22 protein-coding genes and 2 pseudogenes are annotated in these 23,091 nt (G+C 73.2%); 11 read left to right on the top strand and 13 right to left on the bottom strand.

Annotation, left to right across the window (positions count from 1 at the left end):
- Nucleotides 1-5: 5 nt before the first annotated feature.
- From FHX75_RS26065 to FHX75_RS26045, 5 genes are all read left to right on the top strand, one after another.
- The gene (locus tag FHX75_RS26065; protein WP_154942982.1) at nucleotides 6-965 is read left to right on the top strand and encodes a carbohydrate ABC transporter permease; all 960 of its coding nucleotides are present in this window, start codon (nucleotides 6-8) and stop codon (nucleotides 963-965) included.
- Nucleotides 962-1,873: a carbohydrate ABC transporter permease gene (locus FHX75_RS26060; RefSeq protein ID WP_211364585.1), complete on the top strand. Its 912-nt coding sequence runs from the start codon at nucleotides 962-964 to the stop codon at nucleotides 1,871-1,873. Before FHX75_RS26065 ends, FHX75_RS26060 begins: the two co-directional genes overlap by 4 nt.
- A gap of 65 nt (nucleotides 1,874-1,938) precedes the next feature.
- Entirely contained in the window at nucleotides 1,939-4,200 is a 2,262-nt protein-coding gene (locus FHX75_RS26055) for an alpha-galactosidase (protein ID WP_154942981.1), read from the top strand.
- Between the two features lie 113 nt (nucleotides 4,201-4,313).
- Nucleotides 4,314-4,706, top strand: a complete 393-nt coding sequence (locus tag FHX75_RS26050; RefSeq protein ID WP_211364607.1) for a YciI family protein — start codon at nucleotides 4,314-4,316, stop codon at nucleotides 4,704-4,706.
- A 66-nt stretch (nucleotides 4,707-4,772) separates the two neighbouring features.
- Nucleotides 4,773-5,963, top strand: coding sequence for an RNA polymerase sigma factor (locus FHX75_RS26045; RefSeq protein WP_246158628.1), 1,191 nt, complete (start codon nucleotides 4,773-4,775; stop codon nucleotides 5,961-5,963).
- A 44-nt stretch (nucleotides 5,964-6,007) separates the two neighbouring features.
- Here FHX75_RS26045 and FHX75_RS26040 read toward each other — a convergent pair whose 3' ends face one another.
- Together FHX75_RS26040 and FHX75_RS26035 are read right to left on the bottom strand one after the other, a co-directional pair.
- Nucleotides 6,008-6,943, bottom strand: coding sequence for a hypothetical protein (locus FHX75_RS26040; protein WP_154942978.1), 936 nt, complete (start codon nucleotides 6,941-6,943; stop codon nucleotides 6,008-6,010).
- A 239-nt stretch (nucleotides 6,944-7,182) separates the two neighbouring features.
- A complete protein-coding gene (locus FHX75_RS26035) occupies nucleotides 7,183-7,707 on the bottom strand; it encodes a YcxB family protein (RefSeq protein WP_154942977.1) in 525 nt (174 codons plus the stop codon).
- Nucleotides 7,708-7,862: 155 nt separating this feature from the next.
- Between FHX75_RS26035 and FHX75_RS26030 the strand changes: the two genes are divergently transcribed.
- From FHX75_RS26030 to FHX75_RS26020, 3 genes are all read left to right on the top strand, one after another.
- The gene (locus FHX75_RS26030) at nucleotides 7,863-8,603 is read left to right on the top strand and encodes a VOC family protein (protein WP_154942976.1); all 741 of its coding nucleotides are present in this window, start codon (nucleotides 7,863-7,865) and stop codon (nucleotides 8,601-8,603) included.
- Between the two features lie 22 nt (nucleotides 8,604-8,625).
- Nucleotides 8,626-9,192 (top strand): sugar O-acetyltransferase, encoded by a 567-nt coding sequence (locus tag FHX75_RS26025; protein WP_154942975.1) that lies wholly within the window; start codon nucleotides 8,626-8,628, stop codon nucleotides 9,190-9,192.
- Between the two features lie 139 nt (nucleotides 9,193-9,331).
- Nucleotides 9,332-10,078: an SAM-dependent methyltransferase gene (locus FHX75_RS26020; protein ID WP_154942974.1), complete on the top strand. Its 747-nt coding sequence runs from the start codon at nucleotides 9,332-9,334 to the stop codon at nucleotides 10,076-10,078.
- A 62-nt stretch (nucleotides 10,079-10,140) separates the two neighbouring features.
- On the opposite strand, the gene FHX75_RS26015 is transcribed toward FHX75_RS26020, so the two are convergent.
- Nucleotides 10,141-11,490: a cellulase family glycosylhydrolase gene (locus FHX75_RS26015; RefSeq protein ID WP_154942973.1), complete on the bottom strand. Its 1,350-nt coding sequence runs from the start codon at nucleotides 11,488-11,490 to the stop codon at nucleotides 10,141-10,143.
- Between the two features lie 434 nt (nucleotides 11,491-11,924).
- Between FHX75_RS26015 and FHX75_RS26010 the strand changes: the two genes are divergently transcribed.
- Both FHX75_RS26010 and FHX75_RS26005 read left to right on the top strand, forming a co-directional pair.
- The gene (locus FHX75_RS26010; protein ID WP_154942972.1) at nucleotides 11,925-12,887 is read left to right on the top strand and encodes a TIGR03557 family F420-dependent LLM class oxidoreductase; all 963 of its coding nucleotides are present in this window, start codon (nucleotides 11,925-11,927) and stop codon (nucleotides 12,885-12,887) included.
- Nucleotides 12,884-13,783, top strand: coding sequence for an alpha/beta fold hydrolase (locus FHX75_RS26005; protein ID WP_154942971.1), 900 nt, complete (start codon nucleotides 12,884-12,886; stop codon nucleotides 13,781-13,783). The genes FHX75_RS26010 and FHX75_RS26005 overlap by 4 nt, the downstream gene beginning before the upstream one ends.
- A 94-nt stretch (nucleotides 13,784-13,877) precedes the next feature.
- On the opposite strand, the gene FHX75_RS26000 is transcribed toward FHX75_RS26005, so the two are convergent.
- The 10 genes and pseudogenes from FHX75_RS26000 to FHX75_RS25960 form a co-directional block, all read right to left on the bottom strand.
- The gene (locus FHX75_RS26000) at nucleotides 13,878-15,095 is read right to left on the bottom strand and encodes a hypothetical protein (RefSeq protein WP_154942970.1); all 1,218 of its coding nucleotides are present in this window, start codon (nucleotides 15,093-15,095) and stop codon (nucleotides 13,878-13,880) included.
- On the bottom strand, nucleotides 15,092-15,613 hold the full coding sequence (locus FHX75_RS25995; protein WP_154942969.1) for a SigE family RNA polymerase sigma factor: 522 nt from the start codon (nucleotides 15,611-15,613) through the stop codon (nucleotides 15,092-15,094). Before FHX75_RS25995 ends, FHX75_RS26000 begins: the two co-directional genes overlap by 4 nt.
- Nucleotides 15,614-15,687: 74 nt before the next feature.
- Complete coding sequence (locus FHX75_RS25990; RefSeq protein ID WP_154942968.1) at nucleotides 15,688-16,467, bottom strand: hypothetical protein; 780 nt, start codon at nucleotides 16,465-16,467, stop codon at nucleotides 15,688-15,690.
- Between the two features lie 235 nt (nucleotides 16,468-16,702).
- Nucleotides 16,703-17,512 (bottom strand): endonuclease/exonuclease/phosphatase family protein, encoded by an 810-nt coding sequence (locus FHX75_RS25985; RefSeq protein WP_154943162.1) that lies wholly within the window; start codon nucleotides 17,510-17,512, stop codon nucleotides 16,703-16,705.
- Nucleotides 17,513-17,523: 11 nt separating this feature from the next.
- A complete protein-coding gene (locus FHX75_RS25980) occupies nucleotides 17,524-19,014 on the bottom strand; it encodes a phosphatase PAP2 family protein (RefSeq protein WP_154942967.1) in 1,491 nt (496 codons plus the stop codon).
- 78 nt (nucleotides 19,015-19,092) lie between these two features.
- Nucleotides 19,093-20,094: a YihY/virulence factor BrkB family protein gene (locus FHX75_RS25975; protein ID WP_154942966.1), complete on the bottom strand. Its 1,002-nt coding sequence runs from the start codon at nucleotides 20,092-20,094 to the stop codon at nucleotides 19,093-19,095.
- The gene (locus tag FHX75_RS25970) at nucleotides 20,087-21,094 is read right to left on the bottom strand and encodes a diacylglycerol/lipid kinase family protein (RefSeq protein WP_154942965.1); all 1,008 of its coding nucleotides are present in this window, start codon (nucleotides 21,092-21,094) and stop codon (nucleotides 20,087-20,089) included. Before FHX75_RS25970 ends, FHX75_RS25975 begins: the two co-directional genes overlap by 8 nt.
- 243 nt (nucleotides 21,095-21,337) lie before the next feature.
- Nucleotides 21,338-21,514, bottom strand: a pseudogene (locus FHX75_RS32300) (Clp protease N-terminal domain-containing protein); the annotation flags it as partial.
- Between the two features lie 165 nt (nucleotides 21,515-21,679).
- Nucleotides 21,680-21,889, bottom strand: a pseudogene (locus FHX75_RS32295) (Clp protease N-terminal domain-containing protein); the annotation flags it as partial.
- Complete coding sequence (locus tag FHX75_RS25960) at nucleotides 21,889-22,125, bottom strand: helix-turn-helix domain-containing protein (RefSeq protein ID WP_088963234.1); 237 nt, start codon at nucleotides 22,123-22,125, stop codon at nucleotides 21,889-21,891. The pseudogene FHX75_RS32295 and the gene FHX75_RS25960, both read right to left, overlap by 1 nt.
- A gap of 137 nt (nucleotides 22,126-22,262) precedes the next feature.
- Between FHX75_RS25960 and FHX75_RS25955 the strand changes: the two genes are divergently transcribed.
- Nucleotides 22,263-23,069: a PP2C family protein-serine/threonine phosphatase gene (locus tag FHX75_RS25955; RefSeq protein WP_154942963.1), complete on the top strand. Its 807-nt coding sequence runs from the start codon at nucleotides 22,263-22,265 to the stop codon at nucleotides 23,067-23,069.
- Nucleotides 23,070-23,091 lie beyond the last annotated feature (22 nt).

Raw genomic sequence — 23,091 nt, 5'->3', positions numbered from 1 at the left:
ACCTCGTGTCCGACCTGCCCCTGATCCAAGCGGATCACGCCGTGCCGTCGCCGGCCGCGACCACCACCTCCACGGGTGGTCGCGGCCGCCGGCTACGGCTCCTGTCCCGCACCGACCGCGTGGTGATCACGCTGATGGTGCTCGTACCGCTGCTGCTCGTCGTCGCGCTGGTCTGGCTGCCGGCGCTGGCCACCGTGGCCCTCTCCGGCACCGACTGGGACGGCATCGGCCCGCTCAGCGAGATCGAGTGGGTGGGCGGTCGCAACTACTCCGACGTGGTCAACATCTACCCGCCGTTCGTGCCGGCGGTGCAGAACAACCTGCTCTGGCTGGCGGCGCTCTTCGTGGTCGCCACCCCGTTCGGGATGTTCCTCGCCGTGCTGCTGGACAAGGAGATCCGCGGCAGCCGGTTCTACCAGACCGCGCTCTACCTGCCGGTGGTGCTCTCACTGGCGCTGATCGGCTTCGTCTGGCAGCTCATCTACTCCCGCGACCAGGGCCTGCTCAACGCCGTGCTCGGCGGCGACACCGACTGGTACGGCGACCCGAACGTCAACATCTGGGCGGTGATGTTCGCCGCCGGCTGGCGGCACGTCGGCTACATCATGCTGCTCTACCTGGCCGGCCTGAAGGGCGTCGACCCGTCGCTGCGCGAGGCCGCCGCCGTCGACGGCGCCTCGGAGACCAGCACCTTCTTCCGGGTGGTCTTCCCGGTGATGCGGCCCATCAACATCATCGTGCTGGTGGTGACGGTGATCGAGTCGCTGCGCGCGTTCGACCTGGTCTGGGTGATCAACAAGGGCCGCAACGGACTGGAACTGCTCTCCGCGCTGGTCACCCAGAACGTGGTGGGCGAGGCCAGCCGGATCGGCTTCGGCTCCGCGCTGGCGACGATCATGCTGGTCGTCTCCCTGGTCTTCATCACCATCTACCTGGCCACCGTGATGAGGGAGGACCGGCGATGAGCGCGTCGACCATGACCCGCGAGCCGGCGGCCGACGCTCCGGCGAAGCGCCGCGCGCCGCTGCGGCCGGCCCGGGTGGCGCTGCACCTGTTCCTGGGTGCGGTGGCGATCGGGTGGCTCTTCCCGATCCTCTGGGCGGTGCTGACCTCGCTCCGGTCGTACGACTACACCGCCGCGAACGGGTACGCCTCGCTCGGCGGCTGGACCCTCGACAACTACGTCACCGCCTGGCAGACCGCCGAGTTCGGCAAGCACTTCCTCAACTCGGTCTGGATCACCGTCCCGGCGGTGCTGCTGACGCTCTTCCTGGCCTCCTGCGTGGCGTTCGTGATCGCCCGGTTCAGCTGGAAACTCAACATCGTCCTGCTCGGGCTCTTCACCGCGGCCAACCTGCTGCCCCAGCAGGCGCTGCTGATCCCGCTGTTCCGGCTCTTCACCGAGGTGCCGCTGCCGGAGTTCATGAGCGACTCGGAGCTGCTCTACGACAGCTACTGGGGGCTGATCCTGGTCAACGTCGCCTTCCAGTGCGGCTTCTGCGTCTTCGTGCTGAGCAACTACATGAAGGCGCTCCCCCGCGACCTGTACGAGGCGGCGATGGTCGACGGCGCGAGCGTCTGGCGGCAGTACTGGCAGGTGACCATGCCGCTGTGCCGGCCGGCCCTGGCGGCGCTGGCCACCCTGGAGGTGACCTGGATCTACAACGAGTTCTTCTGGGCCACCGTGCTGATGCGCAGCGGCGACAAGTTCCCGGTGACCAGCTCGCTGAACAACCTGCGCGGGGAGTTCTTCACCGACAACAACCTGGTCTCGGCCGGCTCGGTGCTGGTCGCCATCCCCACGTTGGTGATCTTCTTCCTGCTCCAGAAGCAGTTCGTCCGGGGGCTGACCCTCGGCGCCTCGAAGGGCTGACCTCGCCGGCCGCCCGGCACCGTCACGACGGGGCCGGGCGTGCCCTCACGGAGAAATGAGCGGCCATGACGAACCCGTCCGTCATCCACCTGCGCCGGGCGGCGACCAGCCTGGTGCTCGACGCGCGTGGCCCGGGCCTGCCCCGGGTCGTGCACTGGGGTGCCGACCTGGGCCCGCTGCCCGCCGACGACCTGCCCGCGCTGGTCGACGCCACCATCCCGCCGGTCGTGCCGAGCAGCTTCGACGCGCCGACCGTGCTGTCGCTGCTGCCCGAGGCGAGTGCCGGGTGGAGCGGCCGGCCGGGACTCGCCGGTCACCGCGACGGCACCGCCTGGTCCACCGCCTTCCGACTCGACCGGCTCGACGTCGCCGACGGGACCACGACCGGCGGCGCTGACGGGACGCGAGGCGGCAGTGCCGCCGGCCCGGAACCGGGCCGCGTGGCCCTCGGCGGTGAGCCGGTGCGCGTATCCGAAGCCGACGACGACCGGGACGGGCCCGGCGCGGCCCGGGTGACCGTGCGGGCGTCGGACCCGGCGGCGGCCCTCTCCCTCATCGTCGAGATCACCCTCGACCCGACCGGCCTGCTGACGCTGCGGCACCGGCTGCGCAACGACGGCGACGCCCCCTACGAGCTGCGCGAGCTGACCCCGGTGCTGCCGGTGCCGGCGGTCGCCACCGAACTGCTCGACCTCACCGGACGCTGGTGCCGGGAACGCGCGCCGCAGCGGCACCCCTGGCCGATGGGCGCCTGGGCGCGGGAGGGCCGGCACGGGCGGACCGGGCACGACGCCACGCTGCTGCTGGTGGCCGGCACGCCCGGCTTCGGCTTCGGCCACGGCGAGGTGTGGGCGGTGCACACCGCCTGGAGCGGCGACCACGTCACCGTCGCCGAACGCCGGCCCACCGGCGAGTCCACCCTGGGCGGCGGGGAACTCCTCGCCCCCGGGGAGATCGTGCTCGCCCCCGGCGAGGAATACCCCACTCCCCTGCTGTACGCCGTGCACTCCGCCGCCGGCCTGGACGGGCTCAGCGACGTGCTGCACCGCCACCTGCGGGCCCGGCCCGAGCACCCGGGCACCCCCCGACCGGTCACCCTGAACGTCTGGGAGGCCGTCTACTTCGACCACGACCTGGCCCGGCTCACCGCGCTGGCCGACCGGGCCGCCGAGGTGGGCGTGGAACGGTTCGTGCTCGACGACGGCTGGTTCCGGGGCCGCCGGCACGACCGGGCCGGCCTGGGCGACTGGTACGTCGACGACGGGGTCTGGCCGGACGGGCTGCAACCGCTGATCGACCACGTGCGCGGGCACGGGATGCAGTTCGGGCTCTGGGTCGAGCCGGAGATGGTCAACGCCGACTCCGACCTGTTCCGCGCCCACCCGGACTGGGTGCTCGCCACACCCGGCCGGCTACCGCTGGAGTGGCGCCACCAGCAGGTGCTCGACCTGGCCCACCCGGAGGCGTACGCGCACCTGCTCGGGCGGCTCGACGCGCTGCTCACCGAGCACCCGGGCATCGCGTACCTCAAGTGGGACCACAACCGCGACCTCACCGAGGCCGGCCACCGGGGCCGGCCGGGGGTGCACGCGCAGACCGTGGCGGTCTACCGGCTGCTGGACGAACTGCGCCGCCGGCACCCCGAGGTGGAGATCGAGAGCTGCTCCTCCGGCGGGGCCCGGGTCGATCTGGAGATCCTGCGGCGCACCGACCGGGTCTGGGCCAGCGACTGCAACGACGCCCTGGAGCGGCTCGCCATCCAACGCTGGACCGGGCTGCTGCTCCCGCCGGAGCTGGTCGGCACCCACATCGGACCGGAGCGCTCGCACACCACCCATCGGGTGCACGACCTGGGCTTCCGGGCCGTCACCGCGCTCTTCGGCCACCACGGCATCGAGTGGGACATCGGGTCGATCGACGCCACGCAGCGCGCCGAGCTGGCCGCCTGGGTCGCGCTGCACAAGCGGCTCCGCCCGCTGCTGCACTCCGGCCGGGTGGTCCGGGTCGACCACCCGGACCCGGCCGTGCAGGCGCACGGCGTCATCGCCCACGACGGCTCCCAGGCGGTGTACGCGGTGTCCCGGCTGACCACCTCCGCCGCGCAGGTGCCCGGAGCGGTACGCCTGCCGGGCCTGGACCCGGCCCGCCGCTACGCGGTACGCCCGCCGGCGGGCCTGCCGGAGCCGGCGGTGCTGCAGCTGACCGAGCCGGGCTGGCTGCCGAAGGGGGTCACCCTGAGCGGGGCGGTGCTGGGCACGGTCGGGGTGCAACTGCCGGCGCTGCACCCGGAACAGGCGCTGCTGCTGGAGGTCACCGCGGTCGACTGAGAAAGTTCGGAATTCTTTCCCGACGGATGTCGAGAACCGGGGCGGCGGCTTCTACCTACGGGTGCAAGCACCGAGAATCGGTGCTCGGACGTGAGGAGCCAGCCGTGAAGTACATGCTGCTGATGCAGTTCAGCGCCGCCGGGACCGACTTCCCTTCGATCGACACCTGGACTCCGGACGAGATCGCCGCGCACCTCGGGTTCATGCGGGAGGTGAACGGCAAGCTCGCCGCCGACGGCGAGTGGGTCCAGGGCGAGGGACTGGGCGGGCCGCAGCAGGCGCGGATCGTCCGGGCCGGCGCGGGCGGCGCGCCGGTGGTCACCGAGGGGCCGTTCGCCGAGACCAAGGAGTTCCTCGCCGGCTGGTGGATCGTCGACTGCGAGACCCCGCAGCGGGCGGTCGAGATCGCCGCGCACATCTCCACCGCGCCCGGCCCCGGCGGCCGGCCGCTCAACATGCCGATCGAGGTCCACCCGGTGATGTCGGCACCGCCGCAGGAGATGTGACGACTGGACACCCCGGACCGCACCGTCGAGGACCTGCTGCGCGAACTGGCGCCGCAGGTCCTCGGCGTGCTCGCCCGCCGCTTCGGTGACTTCGCCACCGCCGAGGACGCCGTGCAGGAGGCGCTGCTCGACGCGGCCACCCAGTGGCCCTCCGAGGGCCTGCCGGACAACCCGCGCGGCTGGCTGGTGCAGGTCGCGTACCGCCGAATGATCGAGCTGGTCCGGGCCGAGACGGCCCGGCGCGAGCGGGAGGATCGCGCCGCCCGGCGGGAGCCCGACCGGCGGGGGGCCGCCCCGGCGGCGGACGAGTCGCTGGCCACCGACCGGGACGACACCCTGGTGCTGCTCTTTCTCTGCTGCCATCCCACGCTGTCGACCGCGTCGGCGATCGCGCTGACCCTGCGTGCCGTCGGCGGGCTCAGCACCGCCGAGATCGCCCGGGCGTTCCTGGTGCCCGAGGCCACGATGGCCCAGCGGATCAGCCGCGCCAAGCAGCGCATCCGGGACTCCGGGGTGCCGTTCCGGCTGCCCGACCGGCGGGAGCGGCAGGAGCGGCTGGCGGCCGTGCTGCACGTGCTCTACCTGATCTTCACCGAGGGGCACACCGCCACCCTCGGCCCCGACCTGCGCCGGGTGGACCTGTCGGAGGAGGCGGTCCGGCTGACCCGGGCCATGCACGCGCTGCTGCCCGACGACAGCGAGGTCGCCGGGCTGCTCGCGCTGATGCTGCTCACCGACGCCCGGGCCGCCGCCCGCACCGGCCCGTCCGGCGAACTGATCTCGCTGGCCGACCAGGACCGGTCCCGCTGGGACGCGACCGCGATCGCCGAGGGCACCGCGCTGGTCACCGGGGCGATGACCCGGGGGCCGGTCGGGCCGTACCAGCTCCAGGCCGCCATCGCCGCGCTGCACGACGAGGCGCCGACCGCCGAGGCCACCGACTGGCCGCAGATCCTGGCCCTCTACCAGGTGCTCGAACGGCTCTCCGGCAATCCGGTGGTGGCGCTCAACCGGGCGGTGGCGACGGCCATGGTGGAGGGTCCGGAGGCCGGCCTCGCCGCGCTCGCCACCCTCGCCGCCGACCCCCGGCTGGCCGGGCACCACCGGCTCGACGCGGCCCGGGCCCACCTGTACGAGATGGCCGGGGACCGGGACCGGGCCGTCACGCACTACCGGGCGGCGGCCGGCGGCACGACCAGCCTGCCCGAGCAGCACTATCTGCGGATGCGGGCCGCCCGGCTGGCAATGCGCGAGTAGGACGTCGCCTGACCGCACCGGGTCCCACCGAGGGCTCGCCCGCCTCAGTCGGGCTGGTGAGCCACCGGGTCGACGCAGTACTCGGCGGCAGGGGACGCCCGACGGTCATCGGGAACCATTCTGCCGATCCACTGGAAGGCGCTCAGTTGGCTTCCCCGGGGCTTGAGCTGGCAGAGCCGGCCGGCCGCCAACTCGCTCGGGGCCATGCTCTCGACCTTCGGTGGATATCCGGTCGATGCGACGATCGCGTAACCATCGTTCACGCTGACCACGAGCACCGACCGTTCGGTTTTCTTGCCGGCGTCACCGATGTTCATCCGCGTCAGGCCGTCCACCACACGCCCGACGGCGATCCGGGAGAGGCTGTATCGGGGCCAGGCCGACTCGGCGAGACCCTCCTCGACGATGCACGCCGCGAGAACGATGATCGCAACGACCGCGATTCGCTTGCGATGACGCGCCAGTCGGCGCCGGAGCATGATCCACCCGAGACTCACCACGAAGGCGCCGAGCTGCAACAACAGGTAGGTCAACGGAACGAAGATCGCGAAGCCGGCTGCGAGGCCACCCGCCAACCAGTTGGTGGCAGGGACGCTCCAGCCCAGCCACCCGCGATGCCGGGCGAGATAGACGAGTGAAGCCGCGATGGTCGGCAGGAACAGCGGCAGAAGCAGCGCCGTGAGGCCGAGCGCGTTCCCTTCCTGAAGGATCGACCGGAGGAGGACGTTCTGACCGGTCAACGACAGCAGGAGCAGCACCAGCAGGAGCGGGGCGGCCGTCAGCACGGCCGGCATCAGGTCGTCGGCGAAGGTCGCGCGATCCGCGGCGTAGCTGACGCTGCTGCTGCTGACACTTCTGACGCTGCTGTCGACGTACACATCGCCGGAGGCGTGGATGCGCGTCGTCCCGGCTCCGTCGCCGTCCGCTCTCCCCGTCCGGCCGGCCTGGAGCCGCATGCGCCGCGGCATGGGAGCTGGCATCACGTGAAGGTACAGAGCGCCACCGATGAAGTCCTCGTTGTGTCGCCCATGTGATCCAGCCGGCGCGGCTCTGCCCGTGTCCCGAGGGTTCCGCGACCCGTCCTCTTCCGCCGAACCGGCCGGGTTCCGCCACGCAGGGACCAACGGTGACCTCCACCGGTACGAGGCACTCCTCGACGCCCCCTCGCGACCGGCTCAGGCGCGGTAGCCCGATCGCCCGTCGAGACGACGCGCAGCTCTCATCGGCTCGGTGGTCCATCGGAACCGGCTACATCCGGGAGCCACGACCGGCTGGCCATGAAGGCTCGCAACGTCTCGGCGTCCCCGGCCGACATCAGTCGACGTGGGATCACGGTCGCCGGCATCCGGCCGACGTACACGATCCAGAACTCAGCAGTCTCCCTCACCTGGGTGACCCCGTCCCAGGCGATGCCGCCGGACTCCGAGCCGCTGCGCATCATGATGTTGTCGTCGGTGATGTCGTAGCCGCCCTCGACGGCGTAGTGGCTGGAGCGGCGCCGGGCGCGCCACTGCACCCACGGTGAGTACAGCATCGACAGCAGGCCCACCACGACCATCGACGTGCAGAGCGGCGAGATCCGGTCACCCCACCCGAACCCCCGCGAGACGGCGAGACCGATCGCCCCGGCCGCCGCCAGCACCGCGCCGACATAGCCGTACCTGCGCAGCCGAACACTGTTGAGCGCAGCGGCCACCCGGCCCGGGTAGGCGGGATCGGCGGGGACGTCGAAACGGATGTGCACGTCAGAACCATAGTGTCCCCACCCGCTTGCGGGCAGCGCCGGACTCGCCCCGCCGGCCGGATCGGCGCGTCAACTGTCAGCGGCACAAGCGGTCGTCCGGATGGCCGGGTGGATACTGCTTTTCGTCATGCCGGAACGGTGTCTACAGTCTGACGATGCGTTCGCGACTGCAGGCATTGAGCTTCGAGGCGAACGACCCGGCTCGCGCGGCGCAGTTCTGGGCGGCTCTGCTCGGCCGGCAGGTCGTCGAGGACGCCGCCGGGGCGCTTCTGCCGGGCGAGGACGCGCAGCTCGGTCTTCGGTTCGTTCCGGGCCGCGCGGGCCAACTCGGGGCGAACCGCATGCATTTGCACCTGACCAGCGCCGATCTCGATGAGCAGAAGCACACGGTGGCGATGGCGCTCAAGCTTGGTGGCCGCCACCTCGACGTCGGGCAGCGACCTGAGGACGAGCACGTCGTCCTCGCCGACCCCGCAGGTTACGAGTTCTGCGTGATCGAGCCCGGCAACGCCTACCTCGCCGGGTGCGGCTTCCTGGGTGAGCTCGCCTGTGACGGCACCCGGGACGTCGGCCTGTTCTGGAGCAAGGTGCTGGGCTGGCCGCTGGTGTGGGACCAGGACGAGGAGACCGCGGTCCAGTCACCGCGCGGCGGCACCAAGATCGCATGGGCAGGCCCTCCGGTGACCCCGAAGAAGGAGCCCAACCGCCAGCGCTTCGAGCTCATCGCGGCCGCCGGCGACCAGCAAGCGGCGGTCGACGAGCTGATCTCCCTTGGCGCCACTGCGACCGGGATCGGTGAGGACAGCGCAGTCCTGCTGGCAGATCCCGACGGCAACGAATTCTGCGTCAGGGCGGCCGACCACAGCCCGGCCGGTGGGTCGTCACCCGGTCTCTGACTCACCGTGCCAAGATCGCCTCGTGCGCGACGAGCAACGGCTACGAACCCGGACGCCCGAGTCCCGAGCCTTCGCGGAGCGCGTACAGCTCGTCATGAACCTGACCTCGCGCCTCAACGTGCTGCCGTTCGACGACCTCGACGCGCGCCGGGCGGTACTCACCGAGATCTTCGGTCGACCGGTCCCGGACTCGCTGTCCATCCTGCCCCCGTTCCATTGCGACTACGGGCTCGGCGCATCGTTCGGAGAGCGCGTGTTCATCAATCAGGGCTGCTTCTTCCTCGACTACGGGGGCATCACCATCGGTGACCGCGTCCTGATCGGTCCCCGAGTGACCCTGAGCACGGCCGGGCACCCCGTCGAGCTCGACGAACGGTACGACTTCATCACGCACGCGCCCATCGTCATCGAGGACGACGTCTGGATCGGCGCCGCTGCCACGGTCACCCCTGGCGTGACGATCGGTCGGGGCTCGGTCGTCGGCGCGGGCGCCGTCGTCGCCAAGGACGTGCCGCCGCTGAGCGTGGTGACGGCAACGAGCGTTGTCGAGCGCAAGCGTCTGCGGCCGACGTCTCCGACAGACACCTGACACCTGCGGCATGCCGGCGGCAGACCCTGGCCCGGGATCCGGCGGGAGCCGTGGCGCGGTCGTCTCGGACGGCGACATCGCCACGCCGCGGGTACCGGCCGGGATACCGGCGCTGTCGTTCTCGTGTTCACTGTCAACCGTGGATCGTCAACGGCTCAGCAGCATCGCGCACTCGCACCACCCGATCGCGGCACCGATCTCCGGTGTCAACGTCAACCGGCTCCTGCGCCGGGCGGACCGGCGACCGGCGGCACGCGTTCTCGACCTCGGCTGCGGGGAGGCAGCCTGGGCCATGCAGGCCCTCGCTCTTCACCCCGACGGGCACGCGGACGGTGTCGACGTGAGCCCGTACGCCCTCGAACGCGCCGCGGCAGCGGCCGCCGAACAGGGCCTCACCGACCGGCTCACGCTGCACGAGCGCGATGCCCGGACGTACGTGCCGGACGGCGACTACGACCTGGTGCTGTGCGTCGGGTCGACCCACGTCTTCGACGGGTTCGCCGGGACGCTGCGGACGGCTGGCCGGCACGTGAACTCCGACGGGATCCTCCTGATCGGCGAGGGTTTCTGGGAGGCCCCGCCGACTCCGGCGGCACTGGCCGCGCTCGACGCGAAACCGGAGGACTTCCCCGATCTCGCCGGTCTGGTGGACGTCGCCGAAGGGGCCGGCTGGACGCCGGTGTACGCCCACGTCAGCGACGCCGCCGAGTGGGACGACTACGAATGGTCGTGGGTCGGCTCGCTCACCGAGTGGGCGCTCGACAACCCTGGCCATCCCGACGCCGCCGAAGCGCTCACGGTCGCGCAGGAGCACCGGGACCAGTGGCTGCGCGGGTACCGCAACCTGTTGGGCTTCGCGACCCTGGTGCTGCGCCGCGCACGCTGACGCGTACCCGCCAGGGAGGTGGCCGGGTCCGCGCGGACCCGGCCACCGATGGTACGCGGGGCTCAGCTCGCGGTGCAGGTCACCGCGGGCGCGGGGTTGCTGCCGTTCCAGCCGCCGATGAAGCCGAAGGTGGTGCTGGCGCCGGCGCCGAGCCGGCCGTTGTAGTCGACGTTGCGGGCGGTGTACGTCGCCCCGGAGCTGCTCAGCGCCGTGTTCCAGGACTGGGTGACCGTCTGGCCGTTGGCGAAGGTCCACTTCGTCGTCCAGCCGGTGACGGCGGCCGAGCCGGCGGTCACCTTGACCTCACCCTGGAAGCCGCCCTGCCACTGGTTGACGATGGTGTAACTGGCCGTGCAGCCGCCCGCAGGGGGCGGGGTGGTGGGCGGCGGGGTGGTCGGGGTGGGCGTGGTCGGGGACGGCGTGCTGCCGGAGTAGACCGAAGCCTCCCTGGCGGTGGCCTTGATGCCGTTGGCGCCGTTGAAGATCCGCTGGCCCCAGCTGGTCAGCTGGGCCGGGTCGAAGTTGGTGGCCATGTCGAGGTACTCGACGCCGCCGCCGTTGCCGCTCCACGACCAGCCGAGCCAGCCAATCCGGTTGGCCTGGCTGTAGGAGAGGATGGTGTCCTCGTCCGGGTTGCCGTCGGAGTGGTTGAAGCCGAACTCGCCGACCACGATGGGCAGCCCGGCGCTGCGGAACCGGCCGAGGTAGTCGGTGATCTCGGCGGCGGTGTCGAAGACGCCGTACATGTGGATCGAGAAGACGGTGTTCTTCGCCGGGTCGGCGTTGAACACCGTCGCCGCGTTGTCCCGCATGGTGAAGGACCAGTCCTGGCCCCAGTTCGGGGCGTCCACCATGATGGTGTGCGCGAGGCCGCCGGCGCGCAGCCGCTTGATCGCGTTGCTGGTGTCGGTGGCCCAGGTCGCGTAGCCCTGGTTGCCGTACGGCTCGTTGCCGATGTTGACGATGACGTACTTCTCCTGGCCGTTGAGCGCGGCGGCGATGCTCAGCCAGTAGTCGACCGCCCGGTCCAGGGTGATCGCGCCGCTCTGCTCGCCGTAGCCGGTGGTGTCGTGCACCTCCAGCACGCAGATCAGCCGGTTGGCCTTGCAGAGCGAGATGACGTTGCTGACGTCCGCGGCGCTGTTCTTGGCCCAGCGGTCGCCGCTGGCCAGCACCACCCGGACGGTGTTCGCGCCCAACGCCTTCACGTTGGCGAAGGAGCTGGTCTGCTGCGGGTACCAGGTGTGGGCGTGGTTGACGCCACGCATGACGAACTCGGTGCCGTTGGCGTCGTACAGTCGGCCGTTGGCGACCGAGAACCCGGCGGCGGCGTGGGCCGGCTGGACGAACGCGAAGACGGCGGCGAGGACGGTGAGCAGGGCGGCGCCGGCGACGGAGAGTCGCTTTCTCATGGCTTTCCTCAGGAAGTGTCGACCCCGTTGCCCTGGCGGGGTTGCGGTGGTTGGTCACGGTCGTGGCGGCTGTAGCCCGGCAGCCGCCGCTCGACTCCCTGGTCGTGCGCAGGGATCAGCGTAGGACGATGCGTTCGGGAAAGCAACCGGTTAAGTGCGCGCCCCGCTCGGCGCGACGGCCTGTGGCGGCCCACGCCGACCGCGAGCCGCCACAGGGGCGGTCATCCCCACCACAAGGATGTGACGCCACCGGGTCTGAACCGGTTAAGCCCGGACCCTAGGCCCCGCCTCGCGCTTCCGTCAAGGGCGGGCGGCGGGGAGCCGTCGGGGGATCACCGTCACGGGTGACGGCCGCGCCGGAAGGGGACAGGTGGGGTTGACCGGCACCGGGCGGGGTATCCCGTGACGATCGTGGGGCGGAAGGAGAAACCAGGATGGTCACCGTCGGCTACACCCTGATGTGCGAGCAGGCCGGCCCGAAGCAACTGGTCGACTACGCGGTGCGGGCGGAGGCGGCCGGCTTCGACCAGCTGGTGATCTCCGACCACTACTACCCGTGGCTGGACTCCCAGGGCCACTCCCCGTACGCCTGGTCGGTGCTCGGCGCGGTCGCGCACGCCACCAGCCACGCCGAGCTGATGTCCTTCGTGACCTGCCCGATCCTGCGCTACCACCCGGCCGTCGTGGCGCAGAAGGCCAGCACCGTCGGCGCGCTCTCCGACGGCCGGTTCACCCTCGGCCTGGGCGCCGGCGAGAACCTCAACGAACACGTGGTCGGCGGCTGGCCGCACGTGCAGCAGCGGCACGAGATGTTCGAGGAGGCGTTGCAGATCATCCGGCCGCTGCTCAACGGCGAGACGCTGACCTTCTCCGGCAACCACTTCGACGTCCCCGAGGCGTACCTGTGGGACCGGCCGGACCAGCCCGTCCCGATGGCCGTCGCGGCCTCCGGGCCGTCGTCGGCCGCGCTCGCCGCCGAGTACGCCGACGGCATCGTCGCCACCGAACCCGACCGCCGGATCATCCAGCTCTACGACGACGCGGGCGGCGCCGGCCAGCCCCGCTACGGCCAGGTGGCCATCTGCTACGGCCCGGACGAGGCCGAGTGCCGCAAGCTCGTGCACGACCAGTTCCGCTGGTTCGGCATGGGCTGGAAGGTCAACGCCGACCTGCCCGGGCCCGAGGCGTTCGCCGCCGCCACCCAGTACGTCCGCGAGGAGGACGTCGCCGAGGGCATCTCCTGCGGCCCCGACGTCGACCGGCACGTCGAGGCGTTCAAGCAGTTCGTCGACGCGGGCTTCACCCACGTGGCGATCGTGCAGGTGGGTGGCGAGACCCAGCCGATGTTCCTGGACTGGGCGCAGGAGGAACTGCTCCCCCGGCTGCGCGAGCTGTGAGGCTCCGGCCGACCGCGCCCGGGCGCTTCGGGGCGTCCGAGCTGCGGCTCGCCCTGGCCGCACCCCGCCCGGCCGCCGGCCTCACCAGCGAGTGGCGGCTGGTGGACGGGCTGCGGACGCACACCCGCCGCTCCCGGAACCCGGGCAGCGACGCGCCGCCGGTGGTGCTGGTGCACGGGCTCGCGGTGTCCCACCGCTACCTCACCCCGCTGGCCGTCGCGCTCTCGGCCACCCATCCCGTGTACGTGCCGGACCTGCCCGGCTTCGGGCTGACCGAGCGCCCCGGGCGGGCGTACGACGTCGGCCGGCACGCCGCGTTCCTGGCGGCCTGGCTGGCCGCGTACCGGTTGCCGCCGGTCTGCCTGGTGGGGCACTCGTTCGGCGCGGAGGTCGTCGCCGCGTTGGCGGCCCGCCGGCCCGCGGCGGTGCGCGCGCTGGTGCTGGCCGGCCCGACCAGCGACCCGGCCGCCCGGTCCCGTCGGGGGCTGGTCGGCCGCTGGCTGCTGGACACCGTGGCGGAGGCGCCGCTGCAGGCACCCGTCCTGCTCCGCGACGTCTGGGACGCCCGCCCCTGGCGGGTCGCCGCCACCGTGTCGCACTCGGTCCACAACCGGGTGGAGGAGGACCTGGTCCGGGTCGCCGCGCCGACCCTGGTGCTGGCCGGCGCCCGGGACACCGTGGTGCCGCCGGCCTGGCGCGCCCAGGTGACCCGGCTGATCCCCCACGCCCGGGCGGCGACCGTCCCCGGCGCCGCGCACAACGTGGTCACCACCGCACCCCGGCAGGTGGCCGACGCGATCCGTGCCCTGCTCGCCCCCGACCCTGACAAGGTGGACCCATGCGCATCGGAAACACGGAGATCCGACCCCTCGGCGGCGGCCTCGGCTGCCTGCTGATGATCCTCTTCTCGATCCTCGCCTCGGTCGTGCTGACGGTGCTGCTCAACCTGGTCCTCTGAGACGATCGCGCCGCCCGAGACCGCTGCCGGCGTCAGAGGCGGCGCCAGAAGGCCGGATCGGTGGCATTGGCGACCAGACGGACGGCGGCGGCCAGGCGGAGGGCCCCGGAGCGGCCCCCCACCGCCTTGAGGGCGGCCGAGGACTCGGAGCCGACCTCGACGACGCACTCGCGGCAGCCGGGCACCTGCCCGACCCGGTACGCGCCCGAGCCTTTCGGCCCGTCCACCGTCGCGGCGAACCGGCCGTCCACCCGGGTCCTGGAGCCGCCCACGTCGCTGCCGTCCCCCTTGTACATCCCGTTGCTCACGCCGATCGTGAGGTCCCCACGGTTCCCCTCGTCCCCGATCGGGCCGGACACGAGGTAGTTCGCGGTGGCGTTCAGCCACCTGCCCTCCCAGGTGCGCAGCTCGACGCCGACGAGCTTCGCGCGGGGTGGGACGTCGAACGGCCGGAACGGCACGGTGACGCGCTCGTCCTGCCAGGTCAGCCCGGCCACGACCCGACGCGCGACCTCCTCGGGCCGCTCCAGGCTCCGGACGGTCACGGAGACCCAGCCGCCCGGGGCGTACTGCCACGACAGCAGCGCCTGCTCCCGGTCGGTGTAGAGATATGCCGGATGACCGTCCACCGGCGCGGCCGGCGTACCGGGAGCCTCCGGCGAAGGCACCTGACCGGTGAGCCCGGAGCCGAGCTGCGGCGCGAAGATGTCGACTCCCCGGGCACCCATCCGGACCGTGACCGACCCGGCGACGGCCATCATCGGTCCCGGCTCCACCGGGCCGTCCGGCACCAACGGGTCGGGCACGTCCGCGTCCACCGACTGGATCGCGGTGCCGGTGCGGCTCATCTGGTGGATGGCGCCCGGCGGCACCCAGCCGAGCCGGAACGACCGCCGGGTCGGGTCGAACCGCGCGGACGCCACCGTCGGCGCCTCGCCCTGGGTCGTGACCGGACCGCCGGGGGCGGTGGTGGAGCGCTTCGGGGCGGCCGTGGGGGCGCTCCGACCGGGCGACGGCGCACCCTCGTCGGCGGGTGTGGTGGAACCGACCGGCCCGCCCAGCACCGCGGCCGACCCGAGCAGCACGACGGCGGCCACCGCCGCGACGGCGGCCACCGCCAGCCGGCGCCGGCGCCGGACCACGCGCTCCCCCGCGACCAGCAGCGCCTGCGCCGGCACCCCACCGGCCGGCAGGTCGTCCGCCGCCCGGGCCAGCAGCGACCGGACCTCCGCCTCCTCGTTCCGGTTCACCGGTTCACCTCCGTCCCGTCGCCCAGCGGCAGCCGCCGGCGCAGCGCGGCCAGCCCCCGCGCCGTCTGGCTCTTCACGTTCCCGGTCGAACAGCCGAGCACCTCGGCGGTCTGCTCCACGCTCAGGTCGGCGTAGAAACGCAGCACCAGCACCACCCGCTGACCGGGCGGCACCGCCGCCAGCGCGGCCCGCACCGCCACCGCGTCCACGACGGACTCGTCCGGGCCGGACGAGCCACCGCGGGACTCGGGCTCGGGTGCCCGCTCGAAGAGCTGCACGCCGAACCATCGGGAGCGTCGCTCCTGCCGGAACGCGTTGACCAGCATCCGGTGCACGTACGCGCCGACGTCGTCGGCGCCCCGCGCCCGGCCCCACTTCACGTAGAGGCGGGTCAGGGTCTGCTGCACCACGTCGTCGGCCCGGTGCGTGTCACCGGTCAGCAGGTACGCCGTCCGTCGCAACCTCGGTGTCGCCGCCTCGACGAACTCGACGTACTCCTGCCGTTGCGTGGCGTGCATCGACCACTCCCCGTTCCCGGACGCCGGCGTCCTCACCGTACGGATGGGCACGGGGCCCGCAACGGTTGCACGGCTCACGGAAGCCGCCAGGTGGACTCGTCGCCGGGGCGGTCGACCAGCCGCACGGCGGCGGCGAGGGCGAGGGCGCCCTCCGGACCGCCGAGCGCGGCGAGACCCCGGATGGTGAGTGCCACGACCTCGCCGGCGCACTCCCCGCCCAGCCCACCCACCCGGTACGCCCCGAGGCCGCCCGGCGCCGCGTCCACCGCTCGTCCGGCGGCCGTCGGGCCGGTCCGCACCACGCCGACGGTCAGGTCCTCGTGCGGTCCCGCCGCGCCGAGGACCCGGTACCCGCACCGCGCCCGGTGCCACCGGCCGTCGCGCCAGTCGACCACCGTCGTCTCCCAGCGCGCGCCGTCGGCCGGGGCCACGGCGAGGAAGGGCACCCGGGCGGGTTCCTCCGTCCAGACCAGCCCGTCGGCGATCCGCCGCAGCGTCCGCGCCGGGGCGGGCAGATTGGTGCCCAGGACGGTCACCGCCGCGCCGGGCCGGTGCTGCCAGGTCAGCGAGGTGTGCCCGTGGTCCGGATCGGCGTACAGCTGGGCGGTGCGGCCCTGCACCGACACGTCCGGGCCGCGCCGCCAGCCGCGGTGGGTGGCGGACACGTCCACGGTGGACCCGACCCGCACCGACAGCACCCGACTGCCAGCCATCGGGCCGGTCACCGGGCCCTCCCAGGCGATCAGGGACCGTTCCCCCCGGTGGCTGGCGCACGTGCGGTGGGTCATCCCGTCGGGCAGCCAGTCCGCCCGGAAGAGCGGCCGTACCAGGTCGAGGTCGGTCCTGCCATGCATCGGTCGCTCCCCCGCGTCGTCAGCGCTGTCACCCAGGTGATGGCCGTGACGATGTGAAGGGTTGCACCCGGGAGTTCGGTGGCGCAGCCCCAGCGGCCGGCGCCTGCCGGGTGGCGGCCCGGACGGCCTTGATCGACACGACCTGCGGCGGGTCGGGGTGACCGGCGGCGGGGATGCCACGACATGCCGCAAACCGGTGGCGATCAGCCCCCGCGCACGCCCGGCGGACAGCCGGTCAGGCCGGGTGCAGGTCCAGCTCGGCGACGACCGGGTAGTGGTCGGAGGCCCGGTCGGCGTCCCCGCCACGGACCACCCGTACCTCGCGGGTCAGCGCGGCGACCGGCGCGGTGCCGAGCAGGTAGTCCAGCCGCATGCCGGCGAACTCCGCCCCGCCGTGCCGGGTCGGCACGGTGTGGCCGTCCGCCTCGGGCGCGTCGGCGGCGCGGGCCGGCCAGAGGTCGACCAGGCCGGTGTCGAGCAGCCGGGCCACGGCCCGGGTGTCCACGGTGCGGCCGTCGCGGCGCAGGTGCCGGCGGCGGTAGTGCATCGGCAGGCCCGCCAGCCGGTCGGTGTGCTCCGCCGTGGGCTCCAGCGTGTTCAGGTCGCCGGCGAGCAGCGCCAGCGGACCGCCGGTACGTCGCACGGCGGCCGCCAGCCAGTCCGCCTCCATCCGTCGCCGGCCCCCGGAGTACGGGTTGAGGTGGGTGCTGAACACCGTCAACGGTCCCTGCCCGGTGTCCACCCGTACCCAGGCGGCGGCGTGGTGGAACGGCCGGCGCACCCGGCCGGTGGCCAGCACCCGCAGCGGCGGGCGGACCAGCACGGCCACCGGCTGTCCGAAGCAGGAGCGGGCCAGGTGCGGACGCATCCCCACCCGGCCCGCCACGTCGTCGAGCAGCCCACCCCGGTCGAAGCCCCGCAGCTCCTGCAGGGCCAGGACGTCCGGCCGCTGCGCGGTGACCACCCCGACCACGAGGTCCCGCCGGTCGGGCCCGCTGCGGTCCCGGCCGCCGGTCCTGATGTTCCAGGTCATCACCCGCAGCATGGGTGGCGTCGTCACTGCGGCCGGGCGGCCTTGGCCAGCTCGTCGTCGAGCTCGCCGACCTGCTCCGACTCGATGGCCGGCCGGTTGCCCTCGTAGACGTCGGCGTTGGGGCGGACCACCCAGTAGAGCAGCCCGATCCAGAGCGCGCTGAGCAGGATCGCGCCCATGAAGTCCGTCGGGTGGTGCATGCCCCGGTACATCCGGGAGATGGCCACCCCGACCGGCATGATCACGGCCAGTGCCACGAACAGCCAGCGCCACCAGCGGTCGGTACGCGGCAGGACGATCAGCGTGATCGCCACCCAGACGCAGATCGTCGCCGCGATGTGGCCGGAGGGGAAGGATGAGGTCGGCATGGGGCCGTCGAGGTTGCCCACCGGCGGGCGCGGCCGGTCCACCGCCGCGGCGGAGGCGAGGAAGAGGCTCAACTCGCCGAACATGGTCAGCGCCACGAAGAGCACCGGCCGCCAGCGCCGCCACACCGCCAGCACGAGCGGGCAGAAGACCAGCGAGATGAGCAGGATGGCGTGGGTGTCGCCGGCCTTGCTCCACCAGTAGCTGAGGTCGTCCCGGCCCGGGGTGCGGTGCTCGGCGAACCACCTCGGCACCTCCGTGTCCAGGGTGGCGAAGAAGGTTCCGCCGGCGTGATAGCTGACGAACATCCCGAAGCCGTAGAGCGCGCCGAGCACCAGCACCCAGCCGACCAGCAGCTCGAAGACGGCGGCCCGGGGATGCGGCAGCACGTGCGCCTCGTCGGGGGCGGGAGCGACCTCGTGCGCGGCCTCGGGTTCCAGCCCCTCGGTCAGCGCCGGCACCCGCCGGCCCCGCTCCAGCCGCCACAGCCGGAAGGCGTACGCGGTGACGCCGAGCCAGGCGGCGCCGAGCAGCCAGGCCCCGAGCACGTCGGAGACGAAATGCACGCCGAGCGCGATCCGGGTCAGGCCGATGAGGAAGACGACCAGGGCGACCAGGGCGATCGCCGGCTTGCGCCAGCGGGGTGACAGGGCCGGCAGGAACACCAGCAGCAGCGCCCCGTACGCGACGAAGGAGCCCAGCGCGTGGCCGCTGGGGAAGCTGTCCCCGGCGTAGGTGCCGATCGGCACCTCCACCTCGGGGCGCAACCGGTCGACCAGGGTCTTCAGCGCCGGGTCGAGGATCAGCGCGCCGAGCCCGGTCACGATCAGGAACACCGCGAGCCGGCCCTGTCGGCGGATCAGCAACCCGATCACGGCGACCGAGACCAGCCAGATGATCACCGCCCGGCCGCCGAGGTCGGTGAGGGCGTTGAGCACGGTCACCAGCGGCCCGTGCGGCGCGACCAGGTCGTTGAGCCAGGCCGCCACGCCGTGGTCGACGTCGTAGAGCGGGGTCCAGCGGACCCGGACCAGCGCCAGCAGCAGCCCGAACCCGACGCCGGTGCCGAGCACGAGTGCCAGGCCGGCGAGCGTGCGCTCGGTGAAATGACCCAGGGGTCGTCGTAACACGTCGATGACCGCGCTCACGGCAGCCTCCCTCTCGCTCCTGGCGAGGCGCTGTACCCGATCCGCGCTCCGCGTACACCGGGGTGCCGGAACGGGGGTCTACAGCGAGGTCATCTCGCCGGTGTCGTGCAGTTCCTCGCGCTCGGCCTCGGGCTCCCACAGGTCCGGCTGGGCCGGCTCCTGCACCCCGATCCGCATCGCCTCCAGCTGGGCGGCGAAGGCCAGCCCGCCGAAGAGCGCCATGCCGGTGAGGTTGGCCCAGAGCAGGAGCGCCATCATGCCGGTCAGCGCGCCGTAGGTCTGGCCGAACCCGTCGCTGAACGTGACGTACCCGGCGAGCAGCAGGCTGGCCAGCCACCAGAGCGCGGTGGCGATGCCGGCGCCGAAGAAGAGCCAGGACAGGCCGGGCTGGTTGCGGCGGGGCGAGTGCCGGAAGAGCACCGCCACGGCGAGCACGGTCAGCCCGAGGCTCAGCGGCCAGCGGATCACGTCCCAGAAGCCGTGGGCGAACGCGCCCCACTCGTAGTGCCGCTGCACGGAGTCGCCGATCGCTCCGCCGCCGACCAGGATCAGGAAGCCGGCCAGCGCCGGCCCGCCGGCGGTCACCGCGAGGACGGCGGCCCGGGCGTACTTGGCCAGGGCCGGGCGGTCCCGCTCCACGCCGTAGATCCGGTTGGCGCCGCGTTCGATCTGGGCCATCGTCGTGGTCAGCGCCACCAGGCCGGTGAGCAGGCCGAGGGTCAGCGCCAGCTCGCCGGCCCGCTCGGTGCGCTCGCCGTCGCCGAGCAGCTCGCGGACCACCGACTCGCTCTGCCCGGGTGTGAGAGCCAGCACGGTGTCGGCGACCACCTGGCCGCCCTCCTCCACGCCAAGTTCGCTGATCAGACCGGTCAACGCGATCATGAACGGCACCACGGCGAGGCAGAGCTGCAGGGCGAACGCCCGGGAGTGGCTGAAGCCGTCGCCGTAGCGGAACCGGATGAAGGCGTCGCGCAGCAGGCACCAGCCGCCCTGCCGGCGCAGGGTGCGCCAGGCGTCGTCGGCGGAGAGGTCGTCCTCCGCCATCAGCCGGGTCTCGGGGACGAGCTTGGTGCTACTCACGGCGCGCCTCCTCGATCAGCCGCTCGCCCCGCTCCGCCGCCGCCTCGGCGTCCTTCGTCAGGTCGGGGTGGCGCTCGGGGCGCGGCACGCAGAGCCAGAGCGACTGCGGCTTGACTTCGGCCGTCAGCGAGCGGCCGGGCTCGATCAGGTCGCCGTCGAGCTCCCGGGGCTGTGCCCGGTTGCTGGTGATCTGCACCCGGCGGGCCCGGAAGACCTCCATCCGGGGCACGCTGCCGCGCCGGCGCACCAGCGCCCAGCCCATGGCCAGCCAGTGCCCGAGCGTACGGGGGGTGAGCACGGCCACGTCGAGCCAGCCGTCGTCGGGCTCGGCGTCGGTGAGCAGGCGCACCCCGCCCTGGAGCCGGCCGACGTTGGCGACCAGCACGGAGCGGGCCCGGCGGCGCACCGGCGGCCGGTCGTCGATGCGGATGGAGACCCGCATCGGCCGGTCCCGCAGGTGCTTCGCGGCACCCATCACGTACGCGGGCCAGCCGATGCGCGCCTTGGTCGTCTCGGAGGTGTCCCGGAGCATCTGGGCGTCGAAGCCCATCCCGGCCATCACGGCGAAGTACCGGTCCTCGACCGCGCCGACGTCCAGCCGGCGCATCCCGCGCTCCACGGCGACCTGCAGGCCGGCGGCCAGGTCGTTGGAGAGCCCGAGGTTGGCGGCGAGCAGGTTGCCGGTGCCCTGGGGCAGCACGGCCAGCGCGGCGTCGGTGCCGACCAGCCCGCTGACGCAGGCCATCACGGTGCCGTCGCCGCCGCAGGCGAAGACCACCTGGGCGCCGGCGGCGACGGCCGCCTCGGTCTGGCCCCGGCCCGGGTCCTCGACCGTGGTCTCGTACCAGGTCGGCTCGGGCCAGCCCGCGGCGGCGAGGGCGTCGTCCACCGTGCGGCGGAACTGGTCCAGATCGGTCACCTTCGAGGGGTTGACCACCACCGCCGAGCGCGGCGGGGCGTCGTCGGCGGTCACCGGGCGCGTCTGCTCTCCACCATCCACGGCGCAAGTGTGCAGCAAGCGGGGCCGGTCAGCGAGCCGACGCGGGGCGACGTTGCACTGGCCGCAATCAGGTTTGAAACGCCCCACCACCGGTTGGCCCGCTCACCGCGGGCCGCGCCCTCGGCAATCTCGGTCACCCGCCGGGCGCGGGTGGCCTCCGGCTTCGCCTGCACGATCCACCCGACGGACCGGGAGCGCGGGGGCGCCGGGGACCGGTCAGGCCGCCGTGCGCAGCGCCGTCTCGACCCGCCGGCGCAGGTCGTCGAGGTGCAGCCCGGCCTCGGTGAGCACCACGGCGGCGAGGCCGCCGCCCTCGCGCAGCAGCCCGAGCAGGATGTGCTCGGTGCCGATGTGGCGGTGGCGCAGCCGGATCGCCTCGCGCAGGGAGAGCTCCAGCACCTTCTTGGCGCGGGGGGAGAAGCGCCCGTCGTCGTACCGCCGGAAGCCCCAGCGGCGGCGCGGCGCGGGCGCGGCCTCGCGCAGCGCGTCGGGACCGAAGGACTCCTCGATCCGGGCGACGATGGCGGTGAGGTCGATGCCGATCTCGCGCAGCGCGGCGGCGTCGGCCTCGCCGAGACCGCTGGCGCCGGGCGCGGTGTGCCGGGCGATGGCGGCGCGCAGGTCCTCCGGGCGCACCCCCGCCTCGGTGAGCACCCGGCTGGCCAGCGCGTCGCCGTCGGCGAGGACGCCGAGCAGCAGGTGCTCGGTGTCGACCGGCCGCTGCCGCTCGGCCCGCGCCTCGTCGACCGCCCGGTGGACGACCGCGCGGGCCCGGTCGGTGAACCGTTCGAACATCACGCCTCCCAGGTTCCTCGGACCGCCGGTCGCCCGGCGTGCTTCTTGTGGACCGCCTGCCGGCTGACCTCGAGCGCGTCGGCGATGTCCTGCCAGGACCAGCCCTGTCGACGGGCGTTGTCCACCTGGACGACCTCCAGCCGTTCGAGGAGCCGGCGCAGGGCGAGCACCGCCCGGAGCCCGACCTTGGGGTCGGTGCTGCCGGCGGCCGCCGCGAGTTCCGTTGCCTGACTCATGTCGTCAACTTACGTTGACAGCGCTACCCTGTCAACCCTCGTTGACAACGCGGGTGTCCGACCCGGCGCGCGGACCGGCCACCCGACACGAGCGCCGACGCCCCGACCAGGGGCTTCGGCGGTGTTACGGTCCGCTGATGTTCCGCCGCGCCCCGTCCGACCGACCCGAGCCGCTGACCTGCCGTCTCGCCGCCGGGCGGGTCGCCCTGGAGGTCGCCGGCGGCAGCGTGGTCGGCCACCGCTATCCGGCCAACTTCGACGTGCTGCACGTCGACCCGACGCTGCCCTTCGTCGCCGTCGTCGACGGCATGGGCTCCGGCGAGGGCGCCCGGGTGGCCGGCACCACGACGATGACCACCCTGGTCGAGGCGGTCCGCGGGGACTGGCCCGCCGTCGGGGCGCGCGAGCTGCGCGCGGCGGTCGCCGACGCCCGCTCCCTGGTCCGCGCGGCCGGCGCGCGGCTGACCGAGCTGACCGGCTGCACGCTGACCGCCCTGCTGGTCGAGCCGGACGGCGAGCAGGTGTGGGTCGTCCAGCTCGGCGACTCGCGGGCGTACCGGCTGCGCGACGGCGTGCTGGAGCTGATGACGGTCGACCACACGGCCGCCTGGCTGGGACTGCTGCACGGCTGGTACCGGGCCGGTTCCGCGGAGGCCGCCCGGGCCCGCTACCAGTTGCTGCGCTACGTCGGCCACCCCGACAACCCGGACGCGGACCTGCTCGCCGTGCCGCTGCGGGTCGGCGACACCTGGCTGCTCTGCACCGACGGGGTGAGCGACCAGGTCGACTACCACCGGATGCGGGAGGCCCTCGCCGGCGGCGACCCGAAGCGGGCCGTGCGCAGCCTGCTCACCAGCAGCCTGGCCGAGGGCGGGGAGGACAACGCCACCGCCGTGGTGCTCCGGGTCCGGCCCGGCGCCGAGGGTGACGGCGAACACGCTTGACGGTCTGACATTCTGTGCAAAC

The organism is Micromonospora palomenae, assembly GCF_007829925.1.
Classification (GTDB): Bacteria; Actinomycetota; Actinomycetes; order Mycobacteriales; family Micromonosporaceae; genus Micromonospora; species Micromonospora purpureochromogenes.
Note: the sequence above shows the minus strand (reverse complement) of the source record. Positions and strands in the feature narration are given on the sequence as shown.

Excerpts from the sequence above, each read along its gene's own strand:
- FHX75_RS26060 (WP_211364585.1), top strand. The coding sequence starts at position 962 with ATGAGCGCGTCGACCATGACCCGCGAGCCGGCGGCCGACGCTCCGGCG.
- FHX75_RS26055 (WP_154942981.1), top strand. The coding sequence starts at position 1,939 with ATGACGAACCCGTCCGTCATCCACCTGCGCCGGGCGGCGACCAGCCTG.
- FHX75_RS26050 (WP_211364607.1), top strand. The coding sequence starts at position 4,314 with ATGCTGCTGATGCAGTTCAGCGCCGCCGGGACCGACTTCCCTTCGATC.
- FHX75_RS26040 (WP_154942978.1), bottom strand. The coding sequence starts at position 6,943 with ATGCCAGCTCCCATGCCGCGGCGCATGCGGCTCCAGGCCGGCCGGACG.
- FHX75_RS26030 (WP_154942976.1), top strand. The coding sequence starts at position 7,863 with ATGCGTTCGCGACTGCAGGCATTGAGCTTCGAGGCGAACGACCCGGCT.
- FHX75_RS26015 (WP_154942973.1), bottom strand. The coding sequence starts at position 11,490 with ATGAGAAAGCGACTCTCCGTCGCCGGCGCCGCCCTGCTCACCGTCCTC.
- FHX75_RS26010 (WP_154942972.1), top strand. The coding sequence starts at position 11,925 with ATGGTCACCGTCGGCTACACCCTGATGTGCGAGCAGGCCGGCCCGAAG.
- FHX75_RS25995 (WP_154942969.1), bottom strand. The coding sequence starts at position 15,613 with ATGCACGCCACGCAACGGCAGGAGTACGTCGAGTTCGTCGAGGCGGCG.
- FHX75_RS25990 (WP_154942968.1), bottom strand. The coding sequence starts at position 16,467 with ATGCATGGCAGGACCGACCTCGACCTGGTACGGCCGCTCTTCCGGGCG.
- FHX75_RS25985 (WP_154943162.1), bottom strand. The coding sequence starts at position 17,512 with ATGCTGCGGGTGATGACCTGGAACATCAGGACCGGCGGCCGGGACCGC.
- FHX75_RS25960 (WP_088963234.1), bottom strand. The coding sequence starts at position 22,125 with ATGAGTCAGGCAACGGAACTCGCGGCGGCCGCCGGCAGCACCGACCCC.
- FHX75_RS25955 (WP_154942963.1), top strand. The coding sequence starts at position 22,263 with ATGTTCCGCCGCGCCCCGTCCGACCGACCCGAGCCGCTGACCTGCCGT.